The organism is Pseudomonas sp. NFR09, from assembly GCF_900111535.1.
Taxonomy (GTDB): Bacteria; Pseudomonadota; Gammaproteobacteria; order Pseudomonadales; family Pseudomonadaceae; genus Aquipseudomonas; species Aquipseudomonas extremorientalis.
The window spans coordinates 232,660-256,353 of sequence record NZ_FOIH01000011.1 but is presented as its reverse complement, the minus strand read 5'-3'; the positions used below and the strand labels follow the sequence as shown (position 1 = coordinate 256,353).

The following is a 23,694-nucleotide window of genomic DNA, read 5'->3' as shown; positions in this document are numbered from 1 at the left end:
GCTGCAAAGCTTAAAAGCACAAAGTGCGGAAAACTTACAATGATGGCAATAACAGCAACTAATTGTAAGATTTTCCGCACCGGCTATCTGGAATCCAACTCTCCGAGCTTCAGGGCTCAAAGCGGCGTTGCTGATAGATCCAATCAACGATTTCCCCATCAGGACTATAACCACTGACTGTTTCACGTAGTAGTTGGCGGACACGAGCGTAATCGTCTTTATCTACTGCCACAAGCAGCTCGGCGAGTTTAATTTTGAGAGACTCCCAGGATAGATAATCTTCGTTGGCACTCATAATCATCGGGTGTGGCGTTGCGACGACATTGTCACCAATGAGCAGTTCTTCGTAGAGTTTTTCACCCGGCCGCAAACCCGAAAACTCAACTGAAATATCTCCATGAGGGTTTTTCTCTGAGCGAACACTCAAGCCAGAAAGGTGAATCATTTTCTCCGCCAGTTCGATAATTTTTACCGGTTCCCCCATATCCAAGACAAAAACGTCGCCCCCTTGCCCCATGGAGCCAGCCTGAATCACCAGCTGCGCTGCTTCAGGAATGGTCATAAAATAGCGCGTGATTTTAGGGTGAGTAACAGTGAGCGGGCCACCCGACTTAATTTGCTTATAAAATAATGGGATAACCGAACCTGAAGAACCGAGAACATTCCCAAAACGAACCATCGTAAAGCGAGTCTTGTTAACTCGCGAAACATTAGACTTTTCCCCGAACAAAACAGGAGCCACCTCCTGACTGAGAGCCTGCAGCGTCAACTCTGCTAATCGTTTCGTGCTGCCCATAACATTAGTTGGTCGAACAGCTTTGTCAGTAGAAATCAGGACGAAGTTCGCGACTCCCACCTGCAACGCTGCTTGAGCGGTGTTAAGCGTTCCCATTACATTATTTAATACGCCTTCTGCAATATTATGCTCAACCATGGGTACATGTTTGTACGCCGCAGCATGATAAACTGTATCAACGCGCCAAGCCCTCATGACGTCGATTAGCTTTTTCTCATTACGCACTGAACCCAAAATCGGAAGCAACCTGACGGGCAAAGAATCCCTAGCAATTCGCAACTCTAACTCTGATAAAATACTATAAAGATTGAATTCGCTATGCTCGAACAGCAATAACGTTGTTGGATTTGAATTTAGTATTTGCCGACAGAGTTCAGAGCCGATCGAACCGCCTGCACCAGTGACTAGAACAGATTTCCCTTTTATACAGTGCTCCAACAACTCGTTTTGAGCAGGCACTGCATCTCGTCCGAGTAAATCCGCAATATCAACCTCTTGAATGTCATCTACTTTTACGCGCCCACTCGCGAGATCCATAAATCCAGGAACACTGCGGACATGCAAAGGAAAGCCTTCAAGAAAGCCCAGAATCTCTCGACGGCGAGCGCGATTTGAAGACGGAATTGCAAGCAAGATTTCTTGAGCGCCAGTGACATCAATCATGCGCTGAATATGTTTTGGCTTATATACCTGCAGTCCAGAAATCACTCGATCGGAAATACTGGAGTCGTCGTCAATGAAAGCAACCGGACGCATGACACGTCCCATACGCAACGCTGCAACTAATTGGTTACCCGCAGCGCCCGCACCATATATAGCAACCCTGGGCAAACCATCCTCACGGCTGGTAAAGGGTACATGTTGTGCCGCAGCAAACCAATCACCAAGAAAGTATTGACGCATTGCCAGTCGCAGTCCACCAACCAGGATCAAACTGAGCCACCAATAGTTAAAAATGATTGAACGAGGAACTACATTTTGGTGATTACTATACCAGTAGACAACAACCCCCAGAATTAACGACGACAAACTGACAGCTTTAATAATCGCAATAAGTGCATCATTGCCAAAATAGCGCATTACTGCACGGTACATTCCAAAGCGTATAAAAAGCGGAATTGCCACGATAGGTGCGGTCAGAAACAACCAAAAATGCGTGGTAAACGGGTTAACCAGCTCGTCCAAACCCAAACGCACCAGAAAAGCCATCCATAGCGCGAACCAAACCAGCAAAATATCAGCAGCGACTTGGAGGATGCGCTTTTGCCTACGCGGTAAACTCAGCAAAAATGCTCTCATTTTGTCCATAATTTACAGCACCTTACGAAGCTCCTGTCGCTAATGCCACAGGTCATTAATTGCATTTTAACCGACCTAATGACGGTTATTTTAAAGTAATATATCTCGACCACAAAACTTAACCATCTTTACCTGCACGACATTTATAGACCAGGATGACCAAAGGCACATAAGCAATAATCACGCCCAGAAGACTATTTAGTTCAAAAACAGCAATGCAGATAGCTATCGGAAACAACCAAAGCGTGTTGATAGCAGCAACAGCCCCTGTCACCGAAAGATGGTTACCAAGTTTACGTGCCGCATGCTGATAAGCATGACTTCGATGAGCCTCATACACCCGGCGCCCTTGCAAAAATCGAGAACATAGAGTGAACGTCGCATCGACTATAAAAACACCTAAAAGAACCAACCATACCCAAAGAAAAGTCGGACTTTTCCAAGCAGCATAAAGCGAGAGAACCCCCATCATTAGACCGAGAAACCCACTACCCGCATCACCCATAAAAATGCGCGCCGGTGGGAAATTCCATATGAGGAATCCAGCGACAGCCATTGCCAAGAGCAAGGGTGGCCCAATTAAACCGGGAAAGCCTGTTAGCCAGTAGATAACGCAAACCCCAACACAAGTACAGATAGCCTCAACGCTCGCGAGTCCGTCTATACCATCCATAAAGTTATATAGATTCAACAACCATACAAGATAGAAGGCAGCCACAATTACGCCGAACCACTGAAGATCAATAACTCCTCCCCAGTACCCAATCGGTGGGAGGCCCCCCAGCCAACACAATGCCCAGGCGGCGCACAGAAAATGACCGAGCAAGCGCCACCGAGCAGCGATATGACCATGATCGTCAAGAAAACCGAGTACAGCGACGCCTGTACCAGCCCCGATTATCGACCAAATCAAGGACCATTCCGATTCCCCGGTAACACCAAAGAATGGTAAGAACAGCAAAAAAATCAGGACGATCGCAACACCGCCGCCTCTAGCCGTAGGAACCGAGTGAGAACTGCGCGCGTTAGGCACATCGATGAGGCTACGACTAATCGCGTATCGACGAATACCCCCCGTCAGCAAAGCGGACAAAATGACAATAGCAGGATATAAAAGCCACATACTCATAAAAAAGACACGTCCTTGAGGCTACGGATTAATAGTTGGCATCATGATCTTAATGTTAGGAACTCGCGACCACATTTTTGTAATGCAAGCTCGGGAGACAGCGGTGGTGTCCATTCAAGGAGCGATCTGGCTTTGCTCGAGTCAATCGTGAGAGACTCACATAACTGTGTATACATACCCTGTCTGCCTATCAAACTCGCCCCCCATCGCATCAGGGCTGGCGGACAGGGTAGCAAACGGGTTTTCACGCCCATCCCGAGGGCTAGGTGGACAATTATCTCCGGAGTAGACAGAAAAATACCGTCAGAAACCAGAAATAGCTGATTAGCGGCGGATGGATGAGTGATGCATTGACGCAAAAAATGCACCAAATTTTCTAACGCTATCATGCTTCTGGAGTTTTCCACCCAAGCAAAAGGCAAAGGAAAACCGGATGATACCAATTTGAGCAGCCGCCCAAAGTTCCCAGGAGCCTCAGCCCCGTAGACGAGTGGCGGACGAACGATGACCCACTCCATTGTCGAGCCTTCGGCAACCTGACGTAATGCCTCCTCGGCCTCGAGCTTGGAAACGGCATAGTCTGCATGCGGTAAGGGAATAGAACTTTCGACAAAAGGCGTATTCATCGTTCGCGCGCCATTGACCCCAATTGAACTAATAAGGATGAAGCGCTTCACCCCCGCTTCAAGTGCCTGTCTAGCAATCGCGCTGGTTCCTGCAACATTGACTGCTCTGAACTTATCCAGTGCGTTTGCGGGTAACTCGCCCATGACATGAGCACGGCCAGCCAGATGGACAACCACATCCACCCCCTCAAGCGCAGGTGCCCAATTAACCTGTCCGGAGATATCGCCAACAACTACTACGTCAACGTTTCGCTCAGTGGCCCCCTGAGGATGACGCACTGCCGCCAATACATCAATGTCATCAGAATCTGTACATGCATGAATCAAAGCACGGCCGACGAATCCGGTAGCTCCCGTTACAAGAACACGCATATCACACCTTTACCACTTCTGAATAAACGGTAATTGTTCGCTGCAACATTAGCTCAAAAGTGAAGTCACTAGAAAACCTTGATTTACCCAAAATTCCCATCTTTGAGCGCAACTCCCGCGAGCCAATTAACGCATCTAACGCGTATACCAATCCCTCATGATCGTGCTTAGCGACCAAAATCCCTGTCTCCTGCTGCTTTACTGCCTCTGGAACACCGCCAACCCCCGATGCGATGACCGGTAGTCCAGAACGCATAGCTTCCAGTACAGTCAACGGTAGTCCTTCCCAATTTGATATAAGGCAAAAGACGTCAGATCTGGACAGCCGTTCGGATACATCAGAACAAGCGCCCGGGAAGAAAATTTTATCTGCCAAGTCGAGTTCGGCAACGAGCTGCTTTACTTTTGACATAGTGGGCCCATCCCCGACAAACTCCATAGCCCAATCATTACGAGTCAATGAGGCCAGGGCACGAACCAGAAAAGCATGATCTTTGGGCGCATCGAACCTTGCAACCATTATAAGCCGAGTTATTTCGGATGCGACTTTTGTAGCAGAACTGTCCTCTACGGAAGGCATTCCATTATGAATGGTGACAATGAGATCCGCACTTCCCACGCCCGACCTCAGCGCCAACAAGCGATCATAATCAGAGACAGTAATAATTTTATTCGCAAAATTGGCGACAGCGCGTTCAATCCAGCGGTATAAAAACCGCCGAGACGCTGATACGCCTTCGGTAAAAGCCCAACCATGCGCGGTGAATAAACATGGAACGGACAACTTTTTTGCAACCAATCGCCCTATTATTCCGGCTTTCGATGAGTGCGCGTGAATCAAATCCGGTTTCCAGGCCGACACGATGCGCTTTAGTTCCAAATAGCAGCGAAAATCGTTGATGACGCTCAAGGGACGGACCAAATGATTCGCGGAAACACATGCAAGCCCCCGATCTTTAGCGCGCTCGATAAAGACACCCTCGCCGCCTACAACTATAATCACTTCATGCCCTGCCTCTTGGACTCCGCTGGCGAGATCAAGAAGATGAACGCTCGCCCCTCCGATAACGTCGGAACGGGTAATCACATATAAGATTCTCACCCTTCTTCCTCCACATCATAACCATGAGGATTTCGGGATTGCCAACGCCAGGAATCTTCAACCATCGCCTTCAAATCCAGAGTTGCGGCCCAACCCAGGTCCCTCTTTGCTTTAGAGGGATCAGACCAACAAGCAGACAAATCACCAGGCCTACGTCCGAGGTACTCAAACGGTATGTTCACTTGGCTAACCGTGGAAAAAGCCTTGATTACTTCAAGAACCGAATAACCTCTCCCTGTACCCAAGTTCCATAAAAAGCAACCGTTGTGTGAATCAAGATAGCTCAATGCAGCCAAGTGCCCCTTGGCTAAGTCCACTACATGGATGTAGTCCCTAATACCAGTGCCATCAGAAGTAGGATAATCATTGCCAAACACACTCACAGAGGGCCTTAGCCCCACAGCCACCTGGCTAATGTAAGGAAACAAATTGTTAGGGGCCCCCTTGGGATGCTCCCCTATCAGGCCACTTGTATGAGCACCAACGGGATTAAAGTAACGCAAAACAGCAATAGACCATCGGGAATCAGCATGAGCTAAATCAAACAAAATTTGCTCAACCATCAATTTGGAATGCCCATACGGGTTGGTGGGGGACGCAGTACGTGAATCTTCGCGGAGCGGCATCTCAAGAGAATTACCATACACTGTAGCAGAAGAGCTGAACACCAACTTATAAACACTCATTCTGGCCATAATCTGAAATAGAACAATGGACCCAAGCACATTATTATTATAGTACTTTAAAGGCTTTTCAACACTTTCACCGACCGCTTTGACGCCTGCAAAATGAATTACAAAATCAATTAAATAGGTGTTAAATATTATTGTGAGCAATTGAGCATCACAAACACTTCCATTAAAAAATACAGGACTAACACCGGTGATATTTTTAATTCGAACCAGTACTTCGCTGGAGCTATTACTGAGGTCATCTAGGACCACCACTCTATAGCCCGCCTGAAGACATTCCACAAGTGCATGAGAACCGATATAACCTGCCCCTCCAGTAACCAAAACCGTTTTCAAAATTTCACCTCACACCAAAAACTATTTTTTTGACTTAAAAAAAACTTTAAACACGGAAAAAAACACACTCACGAGCTTTTTAAAACCAGGCTCAATCAGGAATTCTCTAAAAAAATATGAAGCAACCTCCGCATAGGCTTGACGGCTTCCTTTTGATTGGAAATCTGAAATTCTGTAATCAATCATTGGAAACGATGTAAATACACACTTTACATCTGCACGCTTGGCCAACCTGATCCAAAGATCATAGTCCTCGCTCTGAAAACCACCCAGATATCCTCTTGCAGATAGGATCAGATCTCTCCTAATTACCATTGCTGGATGGATAAAAGGGTTCGAGTACGTGATTTTAGAACGCCAATCCTCCTCCCTTAGAACTCGAACACCGACCACATTACCCAAAGCATCAATGACCCGACAAGATCCAGCAACGATGTCCGTATCCAAGTCTTTTTGAATAATCTTGTAAGATTCCGCAAGCCTATCAACATGACAAATGTCATCACTGTCAAATCTGACGATATAAGTTCCAATCGCACTGTTGACGCCAAAGTTAAGATTGAAGGATAACTGGCCTATTTCTGTTCGAAACAACACAATTCTCGGGTCTTTTATTGCGGCTACCGATTCATATAACTCATCAGTACAACGATTCAAAACGATTATAAACTCAAACGAACTGAAATTTTGTGCTAGAACACTTTCAATGGCCTGATTAAGATAACCATCATCACGATTACAACACATGAGTACACTGAAAAACGGCGTCTGAGCATCCTCTACCTCAACCATTTCAGCTACGCCCATAATTATCTGAAAATCGGATAATGTCATCCTCCCCCAGGTAAGAGCCTGACTGCACTTCAATAAGCTCTAGCGGTATTACACCTGGATTTTCGAGCGCGTGGACCCCGCCTATTGGGATATAGGTAGATTGGTTTTCAGTGACAAGATAGGTTTTTTCCCCGTTAGTAACTTTTGCAGTGCCACTAACGACAATCCAATGTTCAGCGCGATGGTGGTGCATTTGTACAGACAGCTTATGTCCTGGCTTCACTGTAATTCTTTTAACTTGGTAGCGCTGCCCACTATCAATAGCATCGTACATACCCCAAGGCCTGTAAACCTCACGATGTGATATATGCTCTCTCCTTGCATCTGCCTTTAGTTTCTCAACTACTCTTTTTACGTCCTGAACATGATCCTTGTGAGCTACAAGTACAGCGTCCTTGGTTTCAACGACAATCAGATCATTGACGCCAACCGTAGAAACCAGACGACTCTCTGAATAGACGTAACTATTTGACGTATCTATCGAAATCACATCACCTTCTAGCAAGTTTCCATCTTCGGAACGGCTACCCGCCTCCCACAACGCGGTCCACGAACCAATATCACTCCAATTGGCATCAAGTGGCACCATGACAGCTTGAAGGGTTTTCTCCATCACAGCGTAGTCGATCGAGTTATCAGGGCACCGCAAAAATGCATCCCGGTCGACCCGAGTGAAATGCATGTCCTGTTGCCCTTTGGCCAACGCCTCGCGACAACAGGAGACAATTTCGGGCTCAAAGGTCTGTAGCTCCTCCAAGTAACGACTTGCCCTAAACATGAACATTCCGCTATTCCAGAAATAATCGCCGCCAGCAAGGTAAAGCTGCGCAGTCTCGGTATCTGGCTTCTCAACAAAGCGTGTAACTTCAAACCCTCCTTTTCCGACTGAAGCACCCTGCCGCAGATAACCGTAACCTGTTTCTGGCCTTGTGGGCGTGATACCAAAGGAAACGAGTTTACCCGCCCCTGCAAGTTCCGCCGCAATACGTATTGCGTCTTGGAAGGCTTCGGTATCCTGAATCAGATGATCCGCAGCCAACACCAACAACAGAGGGTCATCGCCTCCGGCGGTCGCTTGAAGAGCCGCCAAGGCAATGGCGGGAGCCGTATTACGGCCCATTGGTTCCAACAGAATATTGATATCTTCAAGACCAAGCTGGCGTAACTGCTCCGCAGCTAAAAACCGATGCTCCTCATTGCAAATCAACTGCGGTGAGGCATGAGTCAAACCTTCCAAGCGATGAATTGTGGCTTGCAGCATCGAAAATTGGGTGTCTACCAGCGGAAGAAACTGTTTTGGGTGAAGCTGACGAGACAATGGCCACAAGCGAGTCCCCGAACCACCTGCCATAATAATTGGAACAAACATTGATATCGTCCTTTGATTGCCTACCAGAAGGCGTAATGACACCACATACGAACCCGAACGGCATGGCGAGTTGGGAAGCAATAGGGCAAATGCCCATTGTCACTCATCAGCACATTTTTTTGAACGTACAAAATTGAGGCAGAGACTACGAGTTACCCATTATGCGAGTATACCGGCGATTTTCAAGCCAGAGTTCTGACTCTCATGACTTGGCAATCACTCAGCAAAGCATACCTTACGGGCGTTACTCACTCAAAATATAACTCCAGCCAATCAGCTGATTACTCATTTCGCTCTGGAATGGGAGATTCACGCGAGGCAAGTAAACAACCGGGTTGTTGCTGAGACTTAAAAATGCAGCCCACCAAGCGAACGTGCTAGTGCCTACTATATAATCTTTACAACAAATCAAGCTCAAAAAATCCGCGATCGCAGGCTTCACTTCATTTCCAAGAAGCCCACAGATTTCAAAATCTTGTCCCTTGAAGACCTCTTTACACCACTCCCTATCATCCGTGAATATCACGAAACGACGACCTTTGAAACTCTTGATTGCTTTTAAATAATAATCCTCGCCCATGACTTTATGACGAGGATCTGTTGATAGTAAAAAATCGCCTCGACGAACATGAACACCAACGCTGCCGGAGTAGAGCTCTCTGCCCTTTGCCAACAATACAGAATTTTTCTGAAGAATCAGCGACTTCAGCTCATCCCTGAAATAAAGAGCGCTTTGGACATACTGAAAGTAACCAAAATGAAATTTCGAATTTATCGCCTGGCAGGCTTGATCAAAGTTGGTATCCGCATCGTAATCATAAAAAAGATGATCACCTAATCGTCTAATATTCAACTTTCTAATTATGAGTCGAATAACCTTTGCAAAAATATTATCCTCAAAAAAAATACAACTTTCCGATGACTGATCATGATCAAAATCAATCAGATCCGACAGACGGATACCTCCATGAATCCCCTTACTGAGCAGTCTCTTACTATTACACGCAACCTTAGAACTAGACACAGACTCGATGTACCTGGCCCACGCCAGCTGAAACAGTTGATTTCCCAATCCGCCTTGGAGCATAACGCTAACATGCATATTCATTTGAAAACCCTACGATATCTTTTTATATAAGTCATTACTATAGCCATGACCATCAGCACCATTGAAACTTGCAAGAACTTAAATAAAAACTCATACATGCTTGAGCGCGAAAAATACACGAGATTTGGTAAGACCGAGAGAATCAAAAAAATAACGCCGCCATGGTTCCCACAGGCAGATCTATTGTCTTTATAAAAAGCAACCGCTCCATCTAACGTACGCACCAAACATCCAAAAAGAAGACACCAAAATATATAAAAAAACCATCCCTGATAGTAGGCTTCAGCAAAGAAACTTGTAGAAAAACCACCACTGACAAAGTTTATATGACGAGCCTGATCAACACAGATACCAAAAGCTTCATTCGTCGAGTTCAAACATTCACGCACCGCGTTACCAAAATTAACAGCGCCATATAAAACCTCGAAAGAAGCACCTTGCCCATGCAATGTTTGAGATATCTTATCTACCACTCCAGTAGCGACCTCAAAACCCAATCTATACTCGAGCAATATATTCGCAAAAATCAATGAGCCCAGCCCTAACGCCACTAGAAATATGTAATTGATCCGCCGCTCCAACCCGTATACAAAAACAAACAAAAATAAATAGACAAAAAAATAGCCGCGAAGGCCGATCATTAAAAAGCCTACTGCAAAAAATACCCATATGAACGAAATAATTAAAAGTCGATTAGAGTTTTTTCCAAAAATACCCCACAACAACAAAATATTTTTCGCAATAAAAAATGTTAATATGTGCGCATGAAACTCAGGATTTTCCAATGCTGCGAAATAATCGCCGACCATATACTTGCTAGCTAAAACATAAGACTTGCCCAAAAAGTACATACCACTGCACGACGCAAGAAAAATTATAAAACCACTTGTGAGGCGAGACAAAGTAAACACCGGAAATTCTACCAATGCCCTGGATAGCCTTGAAGTAAGCCTTGAGCTAAAGAAGTGGCCTGAAAATATAAATATACATCCCATCGCCAGGATAACGACAGATTTTCGAACTGAGCTTTCGCCCAGCACTATTCCCGCTTCAACAATGTCTTTATCAAAAATTAATGTCAAAAACGGACGTGCCCACATGAAAAAAAATATCGAAATCGATACCAGCGATGTAATATTTAAAGGGTTCTTGTAAGCCCCCTGAAAACAGAAAAAAACCAAAAGAGCAGTAGTAGAAACCAAAAATATATTAAATAGGAAAGCCTCGACACCACCAGTCTCCTCACTTATCGACAGAGCCACCAAGACAGTCAGTATAAAATTGAACAGCAAAAGAAAACCAAATGCGAGTTCATTCCGCTTGACAATAATCATTAAGCCCGCCTCAAAATAATCTTGGTGGCCGCCTTGATTTTTTTAAGCATAAAAAGCTCAAAAGACTTTACATATAACATATACGAGGGCAGACTTTTTCTCGCCACGACATCTAGTTTTTCAAATACTAGTTCAGCATCAAAAAACTTCGAATATTCGTAGGCAGCATCTGAAAGCTCACTGGCGCTGTTAATAAATTTATCGAGTAAAATATTCATCTGACTTGATGGTTGTACCGGCCTGATTCCTGCGTAACTAAGTTCTCCCAGAGAGTAACCTTTAGACTCTGAAACCCACCTATATGAAGGCATCTGTAAATCATCTCTGCGAGCTCTAGGAGGAACTACTATAGTGGGAATTTTATTTTTGGCCGATTCTAATGACGACGTTCCCATCGCAAACATCAAGTCGATATTTTCTCTAATAAATCCACTGAGCTTTGCTTTATCAATGAAGGGAATAAGGTGATATTCAATACTTAAATCAGTAGAAACGAGCTCCTTCAAAGCCTCAATAGCATCACCATTTCCGACGATATAAAAAACAATTTTTCCGTAGCGCTTTAATATCTCTTCTTGAAGCGCACGAATATCAAGTATGACTCGCTCCAAAGCATAGAATTTGAAATCCATATCAACGCGACCAACCCACCCTAGCCGAAGAATATTCGTTGGAGCGCTATATTCAAAATATTCAGAAGGACTTTTATCTATGACAATCGGGCAAATCAAATCTTCTAACTTCTGATCAAAACTCAAGCCGCCAATATCAGCAAACGCCCCAACCTCGTCAGTAAAAGCTATAGATTTGCTATTAAGAAACGTAGCTAACCCGCGCTGGGATCTTGCCTTCAGCGCCCTTATGACTTTGGCTTTGAGGTTGTTGGAGGTAATGTGCTGGGAGTACTCCTCATCAGCAATGGACACGTATGCGCCGCGAAATGCTGCATACCCCATACACCATATGCAGACATGCTTAAACTTTACAGATGATACTGAAAAAAGCCAAAGCCGGCTGACCTCGGAGGTTGGAAGAAATACAATATCGTATTCCTTCAGACCCGGCCTTTCAGCCGGCGTGATGATATCAACGTAGCAATGGTTTAATTTCAACCAACTACTGAGGCGCGCAAGAAGAAAATCCGTCCCACCAAAACGCCCCTGAGTTAAAATCAATACTGTCGTCTTCACCACAACGCTTTACTCCGACGCTTTTTAAAATAGTTTGAACTAGACTAGTAGCTAATTTTTATTTTCCGTAAAACCCTGTCGATCAACTAATTTACGCCATATAAAAAAAGCCATAACCAGCCAATAAAGAAAGTAGTTCACAGCATGTGCTATTGCGACCCCTTGAAATCCATATATCTTGGTAAAGCCCCATGTAAATGCTACAAAACCAGCTGCAAAAATCACTTCCGAGCAAATAAATAGTTTCATCATGGCTTTACCCAACATAAGATAAGCCAAAACCCACCCCCCTATCTTCAAGGTATCGCCAAGCATTTGCCAGGCAAACAGTTCACGCATAGGTGAAAAATCCCCGGTGAACAATGTAACAATGATAAAGTCTCTCATCAGGTAAATAATCAATGCACTAACAATAGCAATTGGCAAAATGACTCGATACCCTTGTACTATTTCACTCCTGATTTCATTTGCGCCTTTAAGCTCAGACAACCGGGGCAGGTAATACACACTCAATGTGGTTGTCACGAGCATTAAGTACGCAGCACTTAAACGCCACATTGCCTCCCAATAACCAGCCGCCTGCAAACCAAACGTTTCGCCAAGGTAATCACGAACCAGTATATGGCTTACGGGAACACAGGCCGCCGACGTAAACGCCATCAACGCATATTTACTCAAGTTTAGGGCAACGGCAGCGTCAATACCGGAGAAGAAATATGAAACTCTAAACCAAGGAGCTCTATAGCACAGCGCCAGCGTAACAACGAAAGCAAAAGATTGATAAACTGCAAGGGCAATCAAAGCTCCATATAGGCCAAAGTTCATAGCCATGAATGCGGTGATTACAAGTGAAAAAATACTTCCAGCTATATTAGCGAGCACATAGGTTGCTATTTCTTTCCGCCCATTTAGGACAGCCAACAATAGTGCGTTAAACGAAAAAAACACAAGCGAGACCGCAAAGCATATGAATACTCCGCCATACCCCTCGCTGCTCAAAAACCAACTCGACAGTGTTTTGTTACAAAAAATTATGATAAACGCGCTCAGCAAAGACCCTATTAGCGCTATTGTCCCTGCGGTCCCCCATACTTTGCGCTGCGATATGTGATCCCCGACATACTCCGCAGTATATTTTGTGACGCCAGTATTAACTGCACCACTTGCAAATGTCGTGATCATTTGGATAGCGTTCTGAAATTGCCCAAGCGCTGCATATCCACCTGGGCCAACATAGATAGCAAGAACCTTGTTGACCCCCAAAAGTGTCAGCATTTTTATAGCAACGGCAATGCTATTCAACAAGCCTGTGCGTATTAATGTCATTAGATGCTGCCGACCCGAAAGCTGTTACAGGCCGACACAACTTTCCACGCCTCTTCCAAGGTTAAAGTAGGGCCAAGTGGAAGGCTCAAAACTTCATCATGGATCAACTCTGTAATGGGCAATGATAATCCTGACATATGGGTATATGCTTTTTGCTTATGAATCGGTACTGGGTAATGAATGAGTGTTTGAACTCCGTTATCTTGAAGATGTTTTTGTAGTTCATCGCGATGGGCGGTTCGAATGACGAATAAATGCCAGACGTGCTCTGCAAATTCCTGCACGCATTTATCTACTGGCAATGGTAAAATTAGGTTTGGGTTTTTGATACCTTGTAAATATACGTCTACAATCTCACGTCTCCGTGCTGTCTGCGCATCCAGATATTTTAGCTTCACAGACAGCACCGCTGCCTGTAGTTCATCTAAACGACTATTTACCCCTCGATATATATTCTGATATTTTTCATGAGATCCGTAATTACGAAGAGCACGCAACACTTGAACCAGTTCTTCATCGTTCGTTGTAATGGCCCCTGCATCTCCAAGGGCTCCTAAGTTTTTTCCTGGGTAAAAACTAAAACCTGAAGCATCCCCCCAAGCCCCCGCCTTCTTCCCCTGGTGAGTTGCCCCGTGAGATTGCGCGGAATCCTCAAGCACCAATAACCCATGTTTCTTTGCGACCGTAAGCAAAGCTGGCATATCCGTAAGTAACCCATAAAGATGTACAGGTAGCAAAACCTTTGTTCTCAGGGTAATCGCGCTCTCAATATTGCTTACATTTAAATTGTATGTCGCAGGGTCTGGTTCAACCAAAACTGGGACGAGACCGTTTTCAGTAATAGCGAGAACACTTGCTATGTAAGTGTTTGCCGGAACAATTACTTCATCACCATCCCTAAGGCGACCCAGTTCTTTCCAGGCCCGTAACGTCAGGCTTAATGCGTCTAAACCGTTAGCTACTCCAACACAAAATTTAACGCCGCAATATTCCGCGAACTCTTGCTCAAAGCGTTGCAACTCAACCCCACCGATATACCAGCCAGAGTCAATTACGCGGGCGCATGCCTCCAGTAACTCACTCCGCATATCGTGATTAATTGTTTTCAGATCTAGAAACTTGATCATACCGTTAGATACCGAATTATTTTAGCTGGATTACCGACTACCACGGAGAAATCAGGCACGTCTTTCGTCACAACGGCGCCTGCACCGACCATAGCGGAACGCCCAATAGTAACGCCAGGCAAGATAGTTGCATTAGCACCGATGCTTGCACCAACCTTCACCGTAATACCTACAAATTTCTCCGGGTAAACTTTCGAACGAGGCATCGAATCATTAGTAAAAGTTGCGTTAGGTCCGATAAACACATTATCTTCAATGCGAGTGCCATCCCACAAAAAGACACCAGACTTCAGAGTCACGTTATCACCAATGACTACATCTCCTTCAACTAGCGTATGCGCGCAAAGGTTGCAACCTTTACCAATCTTCGCGCCCTCAAGCACAACACAAAACTGCCAAACACGTGTACCCACGCCTATATCACTACTTTTTACATCTGCAAGCTCATGTATTTTCGGCATAACTTACAAGACCTATAAACTCTGAATAATCTCGAATATAGTCCTGCTCATTATAATAATCACTGGCCAGGACTAAAAGAACGCAATCTGATGAAAAATCATGCATTTCATGCCATATCATTTTATCGATAAATATTGCCTTACTTGAGCTATTCAATAGAACTTGCTCGCTGGTTATGCCATTATTCATCAACATACGACACTGACCCGAAACACAGATTGCTGCTTGCTGTAACTCTCGATGAGCGTGAAAACCGCGAGATACCCCTGGGCGTGTTCCCATCAGAAAATAAACGCGTTTAATGTCAAACGGCACATTTTTTTGCGCTTCTAAAACTACCAGCTGCCCACGCTCATCGCCTAGAACTTGTAAGTCGACCAAGTCTACCAAACTCATTTAGATCCCTCTCAAAGCAGCTTTCATGTCAATTCGCCAGCACGATGCCAGATCGTAGGGAAATATTTATTATTAGACCACGAAAAACCCCACATGCCAAAAAACCAATGTTCTTTTGCAGCGATGAGTGGGTCGGCTCAAAACAATTCCTTGCCGCTGCCCTCTGTCGATTTACCAGTAGTCGCGTCGCTGAGGACACGTGGCGAGTACCGCAGCTCTTGGTGCTGGGGAGCCAGCCCTTCCAGCAGAGAGGTTCCGCTCAGTTTGTATCGACCTCTGTGAAGGGCATCATCGCTTAACTAGCTAAAGGTAGTCACCTAGTCCATACGATGACTTCGGCTATTCAAAGCCGTGGACAAAGCATTTGCTTGAGTCCCGATCATCAAACGACAGCTGCTGCAAGCTCTACTTAGGGTGGGGGAACGCCCCACCCTTCGCCCAACCGGAGATGAATGTAAAACTGGCTGACTTTCGGAATCGCTAACACTGACCACTGGATCTGCTCTTGACCAAAACGATCAGGAGGCAATCCCAGCCACAATACCCTTGAAGTCCTGTACCAAGCTCATCATTGTACCTTTTCGTAGTTTTGGCTGAACGCCCGCGGAACAGCAACTGCTGCGCCAGGCGAAATTTGTAATTCTTTTTCGACAAGACGCCTCGAAATTAGAGTGTAAATAAAAGCAGCGATTACTCCAAGGATCACTCCGAGAAGAAGTCCTGAAGCAACGATGATGGTTTTATTTGGAGAAACTGGACCTAAAGGCTCCAACGCCTCTTTATCTAAAACCACCAATTTCAAAAAGTCCATGTTGACATTCAGATTCCGCAGTCGCGCAACTTCTGCTCTAAGTGGCTCAACACCATCGAGAAAAAGATCTTCATTCTGACGGCTGTTTAGCATTTCAATTTGGCGATTGAACTGAAGCAATTGAAGCTCTCTGGCAATCTGAGCAACACGCCCTTCGCTGAAGTCATCGGACTTGCGTCGCAACAGCACTTGCCGTTCTGCCTCCAGAGCCTCAACCCCCATAAAGTATAGCGGGGTTTGCTGACTATTAATTTCTGTTCGCATGACACTCGATGCCGTATTACGCCGAGACTCCTCCATAGAGGAAGGTGTCGTAGGCCTTAGGATGTTCAAAGACTTGGCGATACCAATCGCCTCAGCAAGCTGTTCTATGCGATCATTCCGACGGGTCTTGAGTTCAGCCCTAAGCGCCTTCAGCTCATCTTGAAGCTGAGCTTTTTTCAGGAAGTCCGACTCCGATAGCGAAGCAATTTCTGCCTCCTTTCTCCCGGCATAACTGGATCGTGCGGCAGCCAATCTTCCATCCAATTCGCCTAGACGGTTCCTTACAATCACACCTAGATCTGCGGCTACCTGACCACGCGCACTTGATATAGCATAATTAACAAAGCCATTGAGAATAGCCACCCCATCAACCCCCTCGGGGTAACTCATTTCAACTTTTATATAAGAACTTATAATATCTTTCTTATTTGAATCCGGAAAAACAATTACGAATGAATTTCGATTAAACTCTTCAAAGCTTTGCTCCAACGTCCGCCCTGGTTTTTCGAATGATTGAAATATGTTTTGATTGGCACGAAAGAAGCTGAGCCGGGTGTCATAAGATTCCAGAGCAGCACCAACTTTAGTCAGAGCGTCTTTTGGCGAAAGTTCATAAATTTTTGATCGATTTAAAGCATCAAGTTCATTAATGGCAGCAGGGCGCAGGATACTAGATACCTTATATTCAGGAGTGATCGTGAAGGCATAGACACCCGAAAGCAATGTCACGATCAACGCTACTGTGCAGACTATAAACTTCTGCCGCCATACAGACAGGAAAAGGGCGTATAGGTCAATTTCATCCGCAGGGGGAGTTGGGGGGGTACGAAAATTACTACTCACAACAAAAACCTGCCTTCAAAGAGAAACTGCGGGCTCGTTATGCAGACTATTTCATGTGTTTTTTATTTTAGTTATATGACCGCCAAAACCCAGCGTCTCTGCCAAATTTTGAGCACACAAAATGCCCGTTATCGAGAACAGATTTCATTTTGCCATCTCTCTGACATATTACAAGTCTTGACAGAGCCGTCAGATTTTTCCCAAACAGGCACGTTAACCCGCCAGAGGCCATGTCTGAAAAATCTGAAAGCGCAAAGGAAATTCCGAATTGTCGAGTTAGACTCAATGAATCCGGGGATGGGAACTACTCGAGGATGACCGCATCATTACAGGACAAAGGCAAAACCGATGCGCCATATCAAGGCAGTTTTCTGACGAACGGCTGCTAAACGTGCGCTCACGCGGTTTAAAGAGAGAGAGTCCCTTAGGCGCGCCCTGCTGGGACCGACCCATGACGCCTAGTGCGCACCAGCACACCTAACAACGGCCCTATCAGCATACCGAGAATCAACGCCACGATCACAAATACCGACACCGGCAGCGGCCCAGTCGCCATCCCTAGGAATGAGAGAGACACGCCCTGCTGATTCTCCAGCACAAACGCCAACACCACTAGCGAAACCACCAGCACCGTCAGCACCACAACAACGCGTTTAACTCCGCGCATAACCTTCTCCTACCCCAAAAAAACTCAGACGCCCTCTTCCTCTTCTTCGTTCACCCGGTCGCGCAATTCCTTGCCCGGTTTGAAGTGGGGAACGAACTTACCGTCCAGGCTGACGGACTGGCCGGTTTTAGGATTACGGCCTACACGGGGCGCACGATAGTGCAGAGAGAAACTGCCAAACCCACGGATCTCAATCCGATCCCCGGTCGCCAGGCACTGGGACATTTGCTCAAGCATGGTCTTGATAGCCAGCTCGACATCCTTGGATGAGAGCAGCCCTTGATGGGTGACAATTCGTTCGATCAACTCCGACTTCGTCATATTTTTCCCTTCTTTTTCAAGCAGCTAGGAAAAGCGCTTCGAAGGTTTTAGCATGACTTGATGAATTTGAACAGCCCACCGAACAACTTATCCGCAGGATAGGTGGCAACCGGCTATAGGCGTATTCCGACCTCAATTACAGATGACCAGCATAGTGCGGGTTACAGCGCCGGCAGGGTTCCAACCGAACAGATAGTCACCCTCTTCGTCCTTGGCGTCGCTGGACCTGGTGATCACCTTATAGCCCTGCATCTTGCACTCACGGGCAGCGCGCCTCTCGCACTTCTCCCAGCGATTGCCAAGGCCCGAGCAATCGATCTCAATGCCGCTGACGCCGCGCTTGGCGTGGGTTTTAGCGCTGGTGGAGGAGCAACCGGCGAGCACTATCATTGCAAGTATTACGATAAGCCTGTTCATTCAAATCCTTACTGAAACAACAACACAAGAACCGCATTTTTCTTAAGACTATAGTGAGTTCTGACACTGAGCTGTATGCCTTGGTTCTAGGTTGTTGATTCAACGAATTTCAGGCACAAAAAAGGGCGACCGAAGTCGCCCTTTTTTATGGTCTGACAGAACTTAGTTCTGTTTTTCCATTTGTGCACGCAACAGGTCGCCCAGAGTGGTAGGACCAGCAGCGATGCTATCCGAAGGCTTGTCTTTCAAGCTCTGGATGGCTTCTTTCTCTTCAGCATCGTCTTTCGACTTGATGGAGAGCTGGATTACACGGCTCTTGCGGTCAACGCTGATGATCTTGGCTTCTACTTCCTGGCCTTCTTTCAGAACGTTACGCGCGTCTTCAACGCGGTCACGGCTGATTTCGGAGGCTTTCAGAGTCGCTTCGATATCGTCGGCCAGAGTGATGATGGCGCCTTTAGCGTCAACTTCCTTCACGATGCCTTTAACGATTGCGCCTTTGTCGTTGTCCTGAACGTATTCAGAGAACGGGTCGCTTTCCAGTTGCTTGATACCCAGGGAGATACGCTCGCGCTCTGGGTCAACCGACAGGATAACGGTGTCCAACTCGTCGCCCTTCTTGAAACGACGAACAGCTTCTTCGCCCACTTCGTTCCAGGAGATGTCGGACAGGTGAACCAGGCCGTCGATGCCGCCGTCCAGACCAATGAAGATACCGAAATCGGTGATCGACTTGATGGTGCCGGAGATTTTATCGCCCTTGTTGAACTGGCCAGAGAAATCTTCCCATGGGTTAGATTTGCACTGCTTGATGCCCAGGGAGATACGACGACGCTCTTCGTCGATGTCCAGAACCATAACTTCCACTTCGTCGCCGACCTGTACGACTTTCGAAGGGTGGATGTTCTTGTTGGTCCAGTCCATTTCGGAAACGTGTACCAGGCCTTCCACGCCTTCTTCCAGCTCAGCGAAGCAGCCGTAGTCGGTCAGGTTGGTAACACGCGCGGTTACGCGAGTGCCTTCTGGGTAACGGGCTTTGATAGCAACCCATGGATCTTCACCCAGTTGCTTCAGGCCCAGGGAAACACGGTTGCGCTCGCGATCGTATTTTAGAACCTTGACATCGATCTCGTCGCCAACGTTGACGATTTCGGAAGGATGCTTGATACGCTTCCAAGCCATGTCGGTAATGTGCAGCAGGCCATCCACGCCACCCAGATCGACGAATGCGCCGTAGTCGGTGAGGTTTTTGACGATACCTTTGACTTGTTGGCCTTCCTGCAGGGATTCCAGCAGAGCTTCACGCTCGGCGGAGTTCTCTGCTTCCAGGACGCTGCGACGGGAAACGACAACGTTGTTGCGCTTCTGGTCGAGCTTGATGACCTTGAATTCAAGTTCTTTGCCTTCCAGGTGCGTGGTGTCGCGCACTGGACGAACGTCGACCAAAGAACCTGGCAGGAACGCACGGATGCCGTTAACGTCGACAGTGAAGCCGCCTTTAACCTTACCGTTGATAACGCCCTTGACCACTTCTTCAGCTGCGAAGGCTGCTTCGAGAACAATCCAGCATTCAGCGCGCTTGGCTTTTTCACGGGACAGCTTGGTTTCACCGAAACCGTCTTCAACCGAGTCCAGAGCAACGTGAACTTCGTCACCGACATTGATTGTCAGATCACCAGCATCGTTGTAGAACTGTTCCAGCGGGATCAGAGCTTCAGACTTCAGACCAGCGTGAACGGTTACCCAGCGAGCTTGGTAATCGATATCAACGATAACACCGGTGATGATGGAGCCTGCCTGAAGGTTCAGGGTTTTTAGGCTTTCTTCAAAGAGTTCCGCAAAGCTTTCGCTCATTTTAATTCCTGTTGATAAGGGCGAAGAATACGCCCATCTCCACACCCCAGACGGTGTGGGTCAGTTTCAATTAAAAGAAGCACCACAGGACTATGACTGGTCCCCTGCAGCCTTCTTGGTCACCCGGCGATATCGCGAATGGCGATCTCGCTCAAGATGCGTTCCAGCACCTGCTCGATGGACAGCTCCGTGGAATCCAGCTGTATGGCATCAGCCGCCGGCTTGAGCGGGGCTACTGCGCGCTGGGTATCACGCTCATCGCGTGCACGGATCTCATCTAGCAGACTCGACAGACTAACACCATCGACTTTGCCCTTCAACTGCAAGTAGCGGCGGCGAGCCCGCTCCTCGGCGCTGGCGGTCAGGAAAATCTTCAATGGCGCCTCGGGAAACACCACGGTTCCCATATCGCGGCCATCGGCCACCAGGCCCGGCGGCTCCTGGAAAGCCCGCTGGCGCTGCAACAATGCGTCCCGCACCGCTGGCAGCGCGGCAACCTGGGAGGCCCAGGAGCCAACTTGCTCATTGCGCAGGTCATCGGTCACATCGTCCCCTTCAAGGATGATGCGCTGGGGATGCCCTTCCGTCGCGCCGACGAACTGTACATCGAGGTGCGCCGCCAGCAGCTTCAGGGATTCTTCGTTGGTCAGGTCGACGCCATGGTTGCGTGCGGCGAATGCCAGCAGGCGGTACAGCGCGCCGGAATCCAGCAGGCACCAGCCCAGGCGCTTGGCCAGGATGCCGGCGATCGTGCCTTTGCCCGAGCCGCTTGGCCCGTCGATGGTAATCACCGGTGCTTTGATATTCACAATTGAGCCTCTTGGGCAACACGGATGCCGACTTGGGCACACAGTGTAAGAAAGTTCGGAAAAGACGTAGCAACATTGGCGCAGTCACGGATACGAATCGGCGCCGCCGCCCGTAGGGAAGCCACGCTGAATGCCATGGCAATCCGGTGATCGCCATGGGCATGTACGTCACCGCCACCCATCGGGCCACCGTCAATGATAATCCCATCAGGGGTCGGTTCACACGTCACGCCCAGTGCCAGCAGACCATTGGCCATGACCTGAATACGGTCGGATTCCTTCACGCGCAGCTCTTCGGCGCCGCGCAACACGGTCCGCCCTTCGGCACAGGCCGCCGCAACGAACAGCACCGGGAACTCGTCGATCGCCAAAGGCACCAGTGCCTCGGGAATTTCAATACCTTTCAACGCCGCGGCACGTACGCGCAGGTCAGCCACCGGCTCGCCACCCACTTCACGCGGATTTTCCAAGGTAATGTCCGCCCCCATCAGCCGCAGAATGTCGATCACGCCGGTGCGGGTCGGGTTGACACCCACGTGCTCCAGCAACAACTCGGAGCCTTCGGCAATCGAAGCCGCCACCAGGAAAAACGCCGAAGAGGAAATATCCCCCGGCACTTCAATATGTGTTGCAGCCAACGCATGGCCCGACTCAACCGACGCCTTGCCCCCTACCACATCAACCGGATATCCAAAACCGCGCAACATGCGCTCGGTATGATCACGGGTCGGCGCAGGCTCGGTCACCGAGGTCTTGCCCTCGGCGTAAAGCCCGGCCAGCAACAGGCAGGATTTAACCTGCGCACTGGCCATCGGCATCGAATAATCGAAACCTTTGAGCACCTGACCACCCCGGATAGTCAGGGGCGGACGCCCTTCCGGGCCGGTCCCGATCACCGCGCCCATTTCCCGCAACGGCTTGGCCACGCGATTCATCGGACGCTTGGACAGGGAAGCGTCGCCCGTCAGCACGCTGTCGAAGCTCTGCGCAGCCAGCAAACCGGACAGCAGGCGCATGGAGGTGCCCGAGTTGCCGAGGTAAATCGGCCCCGGTGCGGGCTTCAAACCATGCAGCCCCACGCCGTGGATGGTCACGCGCCCATGGTGCGGCCCTTCAATCACCACGCCCATGTCGCGAAACGCCTGCAGAGTCGCCAGGGCGTCCTCGCCTTCGAGGAAACCTTCGACTTCCGTCACACCCTCAGCCAACGAACCGAGCATGATCGACCGATGAGAAATCGACTTGTCGCCCGGCACCCGAATGCTTCCGCTCAAGCGGCCGCCCGGGTTGGCGAGGAAGGTCAGGTCATCAGCGTTCACAGCGGTTTCCATATACGCCCGGCGTGCCAGGATCTTGCTGAAATGCTCACGCGCCACCCGCGCACGGGTGAACACACCCAATAATTGATGGCCATCCCCGGCTTCGACCGCATCGCGCAAGGCGTCGAGGTCGCTGCGGAAGGTGTCCAGGGTGCGCAACACCGCTTCGCGATTGGCGAGGAAGATGTCGTGCCACATCACCGGGTCGCTGCCGGCAATCCGCGTGAAGTCGCGGAAGCCACCGGCGGCGTAACGGAAAATCTCGAGGTTCTCGTTGCGCTTGGCCAAAGAATCCACCAGGCCAAACGCCAGCAAATGCGGCAGATGGCTGGTCGCGGCCAGCACTTCGTCGTGACGCTCGACCTGCATGTGCTCGACATCCGCACCCAACTCGCGCCACAGGCGATCGACCACCGCCAGCGCCGCCGGATCGGTTTGCGCAAGCGGCGTCAGGATCACCTTGTGACGACGGAACAGCTGCGCATTCGACGCCTCCACCCCGCTTTGCTCCGAACCGGCAATCGGATGACCCGGCACGAAGCGCGTCGGCATGCCACCAAACGCCTGCTGCGCCGCGCGCACCACATTACCTTTGGCACTGCCGACGTCCGTCAGGATCGCCTGGCCCAGGTCCATGCCCGCCAACACGGCGAGCAATTTCTCCATGGCCAGGATCGGCACGGCCAGCTGGATCACATCCGCGCCCCGGCAGGCGAGCGCCAGGTCCGCTTCACAGCGATCCACCACGCCCAACTCGACCGCCAACTGGCGCGATTGCGGGTCCAGGTCCACACCGACCACTTCGCCACACAGCCCGCTTTCACGCAGGCCTTTGGCGAAGGAGCCGCCGATCAACCCCAGGCCGACCACCACCAGGCGACCGATCATAGG

The 23,694-nt window shown here is 48.4% G+C and carries 21 protein-coding genes; all 21 read right to left on the bottom strand.

Features of this window, described 5'->3' with window-relative positions; genetic code table 11:
- Nucleotides 1–109 precede the first annotated feature (109 nt).
- On the bottom strand, nt 110–2,104 hold the full coding sequence (locus BMX59_RS24115; protein WP_092247595.1) for a polysaccharide biosynthesis protein: 1,995 nt from the start codon (nt 2,102–2,104) through the stop codon (nt 110–112).
- A gap of 109 nt (nt 2,105–2,213) precedes the next feature.
- Nucleotides 2,214–3,224, bottom strand: a complete 1,011-nt coding sequence (locus BMX59_RS24110) for an MraY family glycosyltransferase (RefSeq protein ID WP_092247592.1) — start codon at nt 3,222–3,224, stop codon at nt 2,214–2,216.
- A 41-nt stretch (nt 3,225–3,265) separates the two neighbouring features.
- Complete coding sequence (locus BMX59_RS24105) at nt 3,266–4,222, bottom strand: NAD-dependent epimerase/dehydratase family protein (RefSeq protein ID WP_092247589.1); 957 nt, start codon at nt 4,220–4,222, stop codon at nt 3,266–3,268.
- Nucleotide 4,223: 1 nt separating this feature from the next.
- Complete coding sequence (locus BMX59_RS24100) at nt 4,224–5,309, bottom strand: glycosyltransferase family 4 protein (protein ID WP_256572992.1); 1,086 nt, start codon at nt 5,307–5,309, stop codon at nt 4,224–4,226.
- 11 nt (nt 5,310–5,320) lie between these two features.
- On the bottom strand, nt 5,321–6,355 hold the full coding sequence (galE, locus tag BMX59_RS24095; protein WP_092247583.1) for a UDP-glucose 4-epimerase GalE: 1,035 nt from the start codon (nt 6,353–6,355) through the stop codon (nt 5,321–5,323).
- An 18-nt stretch (nt 6,356–6,373) separates the two neighbouring features.
- Nucleotides 6,374–7,186, bottom strand: coding sequence for a glycosyltransferase (locus BMX59_RS24090; RefSeq protein WP_093126529.1), 813 nt, complete (start codon nt 7,184–7,186; stop codon nt 6,374–6,376).
- Nucleotides 7,146–8,555 (bottom strand): mannose-1-phosphate guanylyltransferase/mannose-6-phosphate isomerase, encoded by a 1,410-nt coding sequence (locus BMX59_RS24085; RefSeq protein WP_092247578.1) that lies wholly within the window; start codon nt 8,553–8,555, stop codon nt 7,146–7,148. Before BMX59_RS24085 ends, BMX59_RS24090 begins: the two co-directional genes overlap by 41 nt.
- Nucleotides 8,556–8,799: 244 nt before the next feature.
- Entirely contained in the window at nt 8,800–9,663 is an 864-nt protein-coding gene (locus BMX59_RS24080; RefSeq protein WP_092247575.1) for an alpha-1,2-fucosyltransferase, read from the bottom strand.
- Entirely contained in the window at nt 9,660–10,997 is a 1,338-nt protein-coding gene (locus BMX59_RS24075; RefSeq protein ID WP_093126522.1) for a hypothetical protein, read from the bottom strand. Before BMX59_RS24075 ends, BMX59_RS24080 begins: the two co-directional genes overlap by 4 nt.
- Nucleotides 10,997–12,187, bottom strand: a complete 1,191-nt coding sequence (locus BMX59_RS24070) for a hypothetical protein (RefSeq protein ID WP_139212924.1) — start codon at nt 12,185–12,187, stop codon at nt 10,997–10,999. Before BMX59_RS24070 ends, BMX59_RS24075 begins: the two co-directional genes overlap by 1 nt.
- A 51-nt stretch (nt 12,188–12,238) precedes the next feature.
- Complete coding sequence (locus BMX59_RS24065) at nt 12,239–13,513, bottom strand: O-antigen translocase (protein ID WP_092247566.1); 1,275 nt, start codon at nt 13,511–13,513, stop codon at nt 12,239–12,241.
- Nucleotides 13,513–14,640 (bottom strand): DegT/DnrJ/EryC1/StrS family aminotransferase, encoded by a 1,128-nt coding sequence (locus BMX59_RS24060; RefSeq protein ID WP_092247563.1) that lies wholly within the window; start codon nt 14,638–14,640, stop codon nt 13,513–13,515. Before BMX59_RS24060 ends, BMX59_RS24065 begins: the two co-directional genes overlap by 1 nt.
- Complete coding sequence (locus BMX59_RS24055) at nt 14,637–15,101, bottom strand: acyltransferase (RefSeq protein ID WP_092247560.1); 465 nt, start codon at nt 15,099–15,101, stop codon at nt 14,637–14,639. The genes BMX59_RS24060 and BMX59_RS24055 overlap by 4 nt, the downstream gene beginning before the upstream one ends.
- Nucleotides 15,085–15,498: a sugar 3,4-ketoisomerase gene (locus tag BMX59_RS24050; protein WP_092247557.1), complete on the bottom strand. Its 414-nt coding sequence runs from the start codon at nt 15,496–15,498 to the stop codon at nt 15,085–15,087. The genes BMX59_RS24055 and BMX59_RS24050 overlap by 17 nt, the downstream gene beginning before the upstream one ends.
- Nucleotides 15,499–16,066: 568 nt before the next feature.
- Entirely contained in the window at nt 16,067–17,416 is a 1,350-nt protein-coding gene (locus BMX59_RS24045; RefSeq protein ID WP_093126511.1) for a Wzz/FepE/Etk N-terminal domain-containing protein, read from the bottom strand.
- A gap of 424 nt (nt 17,417–17,840) precedes the next feature.
- A complete protein-coding gene (locus BMX59_RS24040; protein WP_093126506.1) occupies nt 17,841–18,083 on the bottom strand; it encodes a lipopolysaccharide assembly protein LapA domain-containing protein in 243 nt (80 codons plus the stop codon).
- 24 nt (nt 18,084–18,107) lie between these two features.
- Nucleotides 18,108–18,404, bottom strand: a complete 297-nt coding sequence (gene ihfB / locus BMX59_RS24035) for an integration host factor subunit beta (RefSeq protein ID WP_003189779.1) — start codon at nt 18,402–18,404, stop codon at nt 18,108–18,110.
- Nucleotides 18,405–18,536: 132 nt separating this feature from the next.
- A complete protein-coding gene (locus BMX59_RS24030) occupies nt 18,537–18,821 on the bottom strand; it encodes a hypothetical protein (RefSeq protein WP_071489068.1) in 285 nt (94 codons plus the stop codon).
- Nucleotides 18,822–18,983: 162 nt separating this feature from the next.
- Entirely contained in the window at nt 18,984–20,675 is a 1,692-nt protein-coding gene (gene rpsA, locus BMX59_RS24025) for a 30S ribosomal protein S1 (protein WP_071489067.1), read from the bottom strand.
- Nucleotides 20,676–20,794: 119 nt separating this feature from the next.
- Complete coding sequence (gene cmk, locus BMX59_RS24020) at nt 20,795–21,484, bottom strand: (d)CMP kinase (protein WP_003172653.1); 690 nt, start codon at nt 21,482–21,484, stop codon at nt 20,795–20,797.
- Entirely contained in the window at nt 21,481–23,691 is a 2,211-nt protein-coding gene (locus BMX59_RS24015) for a bifunctional prephenate dehydrogenase/3-phosphoshikimate 1-carboxyvinyltransferase (protein ID WP_256572993.1), read from the bottom strand. The genes cmk and BMX59_RS24015 overlap by 4 nt, the downstream gene beginning before the upstream one ends.
- Nucleotides 23,692–23,694 lie beyond the last annotated feature (3 nt).